Raw genomic sequence first — 5,242 nt, forward strand, 5'->3', positions numbered from 1 at the left:
AGCCAAGGTGGTTGTTGAGTCGATGCAGGAACGCGGCCATCTGCTCACGCGCCGTCGAATCCATGACATTGAACTTGCCGGTGCCACCATTGACCAAACCGACGCTCACACCCCACAGAATCTCACGAGACGCGAACGTGCCACGCCCGACATCCGAGAACCGCTCATACTCCGATGCCACGGGCTTGAACGACTTCGCGGCCGTATCACCCTGCACACCGGCAAAACGATTCAGGAACGTCACCATCTCGCCACGCGTCACCGGAAGATCGCCACCGAACGAGCCATCCGCACGGCCCTGCGTGATGCCCTTCGACGCCGCCCACAGAATCGCCGTCGCACCAAACGAACCCTGCTTGACATCCGGGAAACGCTTGTAATCCGAAGCCGAAGGCTTGAACGCCGCAGCATCCTTATCGCCACGAGCCACGGCCAGACGATGCAGGAACACCACCGTCTGCGCCCGCGTCGTATCCTGGGACGGACCGAACGTGCCATCACCAAAGCCAGTGGTCACGCCCTTCGACGCCAGCCACTCGATATCCGCATAGAAATGATGCGACTTCGGCACATCCGAGAAACGCGTATCGACAGGCGACGGATCGACCTTGCCCGCAACCGTCAGCAGCACCGAATCCGAATGGCCGCCGACCTCCACCATGATCAACGTCAGGCCCTCGCCCTTGGCACACACCTTGCCATTGCCATCGACCGTCGCGATGGAATCATCCAACGACGACCACACAGCACCGGCCACCGAGGCATTCGACGGCGTCGGCACCACCGACAACTGCCGGCCCTCACCGACCTTCATCGCCATCTCACCACCAGCAACACCAGAACCAGCAATCGCAACAGACTGCAGCATCGGTGTGGATCCGTTGTTCACCGTAACGACGATGGATGCGGACTTACCGCCCGCAGTCGCGGTGATCACAGCGTTGCCCGCGGCGATGCCGCGTACGGAGCCGTTGGCGTTCACGGTGGCTACAGCGGTGTTCGAAGACTTCCACGTCACCGTCTTGTCGGTCGCATTCGACGGCGTGACGGTAGCGGTCAGATTGAGCCCCGTGCCCACGTTGATCGTTGCACGGTTACCCGAGACGCCGGTACCGGAGATGGATACCTTCTCAACCGTCACGACCGGGTCGCCGCCCTTCGTCACGGTGACGGTCACCGAGGCGGACTTGCCGTCGGCCGTCGCCGTGATCTTCGCGATGCCGGACTTGACGCCGCGGACGGTGCCGTCCGAGGAGACGGTTGCGACCGCGGTGTCCGAAGACGTCCACGTCACGGTCGGGTTCGTCGCGTTCGCCGGCAGCACGGTCGCCGCAAGCTTCTTCGAAGCGCCTTCCTGGATCGAGAAGTCGTTGCTGTTGATGGCGACGGAGGTCACCGGCACGACCGGGATGACCGCGCACGGCGCGGCGCCTTCGGTGAGCTTGCCGTTCTCGACGAGGATGTCCTCGCCGCTGCCCTTGTAATTCTGGCCGCCGTTGCTGTCCCAGTTGCCCGAGCCGTTGTTGAACGTCAGCTCGACCGGCTGCTGGTCGGGATTGTCGATCGTGAAGGAGACGTAGCCATCGCAGGCCTCCTCCATCTTCGCACCGGGCGCGGTCGTCCACGCGCCGGTGCCGACGCGGTAGTGGATGTAGGTGGAGTCGACGCCGAACTTATCGGCCGGATAGTAGACGGTCGTGCCCTGCGGCGTCACGATCTCGCCGGTCACCGTCACCGTGATCGACGCGGAAACGCCACCTGCCGTCGCCGTGATCGTCGTCGTACCCGCCTTCTTGCCACGCACGAGACCGCTCGAGGAGACGGTCGCGACGGACGGGTCGGAGGAGCTCCATGCCACATTGCGCACGGTCGCGTCCGACGGCGTAACGGTTGCCGTGAGCTGCGCACTCGTCGTCGAGTTCAGATCCATGTTCAGGCGGCCGTTGTTCACGCCGTCGCCGGAGATCGTCACCGATTCGACCGGTGTCTGTGCACCCTTGTGATAGGTGTAGGTGTGGCTTACCGACTTACCGTTGTTGCCGGTGCCGGTCACTGTGACCGTCACGTCCTTGCCGCCGGCAGAGGCCGCGCCGATCGTGATGATATCACCGTCCTTGAAGGAGCCCGAGGCGCCTTCGGAGGTCGCGTAGGAGACGTTCGCCATATTGAACGAGCGCAGCGTGATGTCCTTCGTATCCTCGAAGCTGCCCTTGTTCGGCATCGCCTCGGCCGAAGAAATCGGCGTCGTGTCCACCTTGGCGTTGTAGAACGCGGCCACGGTGTTGGCTTCCACGGAGCCGGACGTAATCTTGCCACCGGAGACGGTGATCGTCGAACCGGAGACCTCGTCCTTATAGGTGCCGTTGTCTAGCTTCGTGCTCAGGCCGGAGAGGTTGGCGCCGCCGCGTTCCGTCGTGGAGACGAGCACGCCGTCGTTCGACGGGTTGCCGTCCGACTTGTAACGCTCCACCATCGCGCAGTTGTCTCCGCCGCAATTGGTGATGTTCATGTCCGTGCCCACCATGGCATTGCGGAAGTGATTCGAGGCCACGACGCCCGGATGCTTCCAGTCATCGGCGCCGACGTCGCCGATCTTCGACTTCTCGGAGAACCATTCCTGTTGACCGCCGGAGGCATACGGACGGTTGAAGAACAACGTCATGCCCTGTCCCATCGCGTTCATCACTGCCCACGAGGCGCGCACCTGGTCCGCGGTGTACTTTTCGGACTGACGATCGCAGTAGTTGTCGTGCGACTCGATCCATGTCACCGTCTTGTCCGCGGAGGTGCCGCTGCGCAGATCCGTGAAGAATCGCGAGGCGACACTGCGGTCGTTCATCGAGTTGCGCATCTCCTGACCGTAGTTCGAGCCGGTGATGCCGCCCCCTCCGACGGAGGATGAGCCGAACATGTTGGCGTAGTCGGCTTCACGCACGTTCTTGTCCTGAAGGACCTCGCCGTACTGGTACTGGGCGCCGTTCGGCAGGATCGTGTTCCAATACTGGGAACTGCCGACCTCGTTGGTGAGCTCGATGTGCTTGGCGGCATCGTAGCGGAAGCCGTCGGCTCCGTCGGCGACGACCTTCTTGTAGAACTCTGCCATGCGGTTGGCTACCTCGGAGTTCTGGGTGTTGAGGTCCCAGAGTCCCGAAAGCTGACCCTGAGTGCAGTCCTCGCGGTCGTTGTAATCATTGATCTTCCTGGCAGGGTGGAAGTAGTCTTCGTTCTGCCACGACGGGTCGATGACGTCCCAGTCGGAGGTGAAGTGGTTTGCGACGGCGTCGACGATGACACGCACGCCGTACTGATGCGCGATGTCGCACATCTGCCGGAACTCGTCCTCGGAGCCGAGGATGTAGTTGCCAATCGTCGTGTTGATCGGCTGGTAGATGTAATACCAGTTGAGGTACCAGTTGCCCTTGCCGAGCTCGCTGTTGTCCTTGACGGCGGACACGTTGTTGATCTGGATGGAGGTGTAGCCGGCTTGGGCGATCTCCTCCATATGCTCCTTAATTGTCTCGAACGACCACATGAAGGTATGCAGCGTGGCGCCGTCCCTCATGTTCTTCGTCAGACCGTACTTGTTGCGCGCGGCCTCAAAGGAGGCGTTGCCCACCGTCTGCGCATAGCTGTCGCGCAGCGGCGCCGCGGAAGCGGTCTGCGTCGTTGCCATGCCGAGGCTCAATCCGCCGAGCAGCGTTGCTGCGGCAACCAGTCCGGCGACGGTTTTTTTACGAATGCCTGCAAGGCGACCCGTCAATACCATCTTTGGAATGTCCTTCCTAAAAAATAAGTCTTTCCTCTGTCGCGGAAAAAGAAATGGGGCCTAGGCACAAGGTTTGCACCTAGGCCCCACTGCATCATTGATGCATCACAATGCAGCGGTCATCGGGTGTGAGCCATATGATTCGCACCCGAATCATCACTCACTTGTTGAGATAGTTGTCAAGACGATGCAGGAATGCAGCCATCTGCTCGCGAGGGGTGGAATCATTGCTCTTGAAGGAGCCTGTACCGCCATTCACGATACCGGCATCAACCCCCCACAGAATCTCACGTGCGGCAAACGCTCCAATCTTTACATCGGAGAACTTCATATAGTCAACCGAGCTTGGACGGAAGTTCTTCGCGTTAGCATCGCCAAGGACAATGGAGAAACGATTAAGGAAGGTAATCATTTCTGCACGCGTCACCGGAAGTGTACCACCGAACGTTCCGTCGGTACGACCGGTGGTGATGCCCTTTGAAGCAGCCCACAGAATTTCCTTGGCTCCAGGAGTGTTCTTCTTGACGTCAGGGAACTTCTGATAATCAGCATCGGTAGGCTTAAAGTTCGCAGCACTTGTATCGCCATGCTTCACGGCAAGCCGATAGAGGAACACAACCGTCTGTTCACGGGTGGTGTTCTCTTCCGGACGGAACCAGCCACCGGGATAACCGGTAGTGATGTTGTTGCTCGCCAGCCATTCGATATCGTTGTAGAAGTGGTGCGTCTTCAGGACATCGGCGAAGCGGGTATTCGGTCTGGTAACGGTCAGAATAATCGAAGCAGTCTTGCCGCCTGCCGTTGCCGTGATGGCCACGGTGCCCATCTTCTTCGCTACAACCTTGCCGTTGCCGTCAACAGTAGCGATCGAGGTATCAGAAGAGCTCCAATACGCCGGAGTCACCGAAGCACCCGCCGGAGTGGCCTGTATCTTCAGCTGAGCAGTTTCGCCGGCCGGAGTCGAAAGCGCGTTGTTTTCCACGCCTTCTCCAGTGATCTGGATCGACTGCAGAACCGGGCCATCCTCCTGGACCGTCACGATGATCGAAGCGGACTTGCCACCCGCAGTCGCCGTGATACCCGCATTACCAGCCTTGAGACCACGCACGTTGCCATTCGCATCAACCGACGCGACCGCAGCGTTCGTCGACTTCCACGTCACCGTCTTATCAGTGGCATTCGCCGGAAGCACCGTCGCCGACAGCGCCAGACCGGCACCGACCTTGATCGTCGCCCTATTGCCCGACACACCAGTGCCCGAGATCGCAACCGAGGTAACCGGAACCACGACCGGGGCATCCTTCGTCACCGTCACGATCACGGTAGCCGACTTGCCACCCGCCGTCGCCGTAATCGTCGCCGTGCCGGCAGCGACCGCAGTCACCTTGCCCGACGCGTCCACCGTCGCCACCGAAGTGTTCGACGACTTCCACGACACCGCACGATCCGTCGCGTTCGCAGGAGCCACCGTCGCCG

General features: G+C 60.7%; 2 protein-coding genes. Both read right to left on the reverse strand.

Features of this window, described 5'->3' with window-relative positions; translation table 11 throughout:
• The coding region (locus G606_RS10570; protein WP_155802686.1) for an Ig-like domain-containing protein at window positions 1-3,766 on the reverse strand (3,766 nt) is incomplete at its 3' end.
• A 160-nt stretch (window positions 3,767-3,926) separates the two neighbouring features.
• A partial coding sequence (locus tag G606_RS10575; protein ID WP_196799977.1) for an Ig-like domain-containing protein occupies window positions 3,927-5,242 on the reverse strand: 1,316 nt, incomplete at its 5' end.

The organism is Bifidobacterium sp. AGR2158 (assembly GCF_000424225.1).
Lineage (GTDB): Bacteria > Actinomycetota > Actinomycetes > Actinomycetales > Bifidobacteriaceae > Bifidobacterium > Bifidobacterium anseris.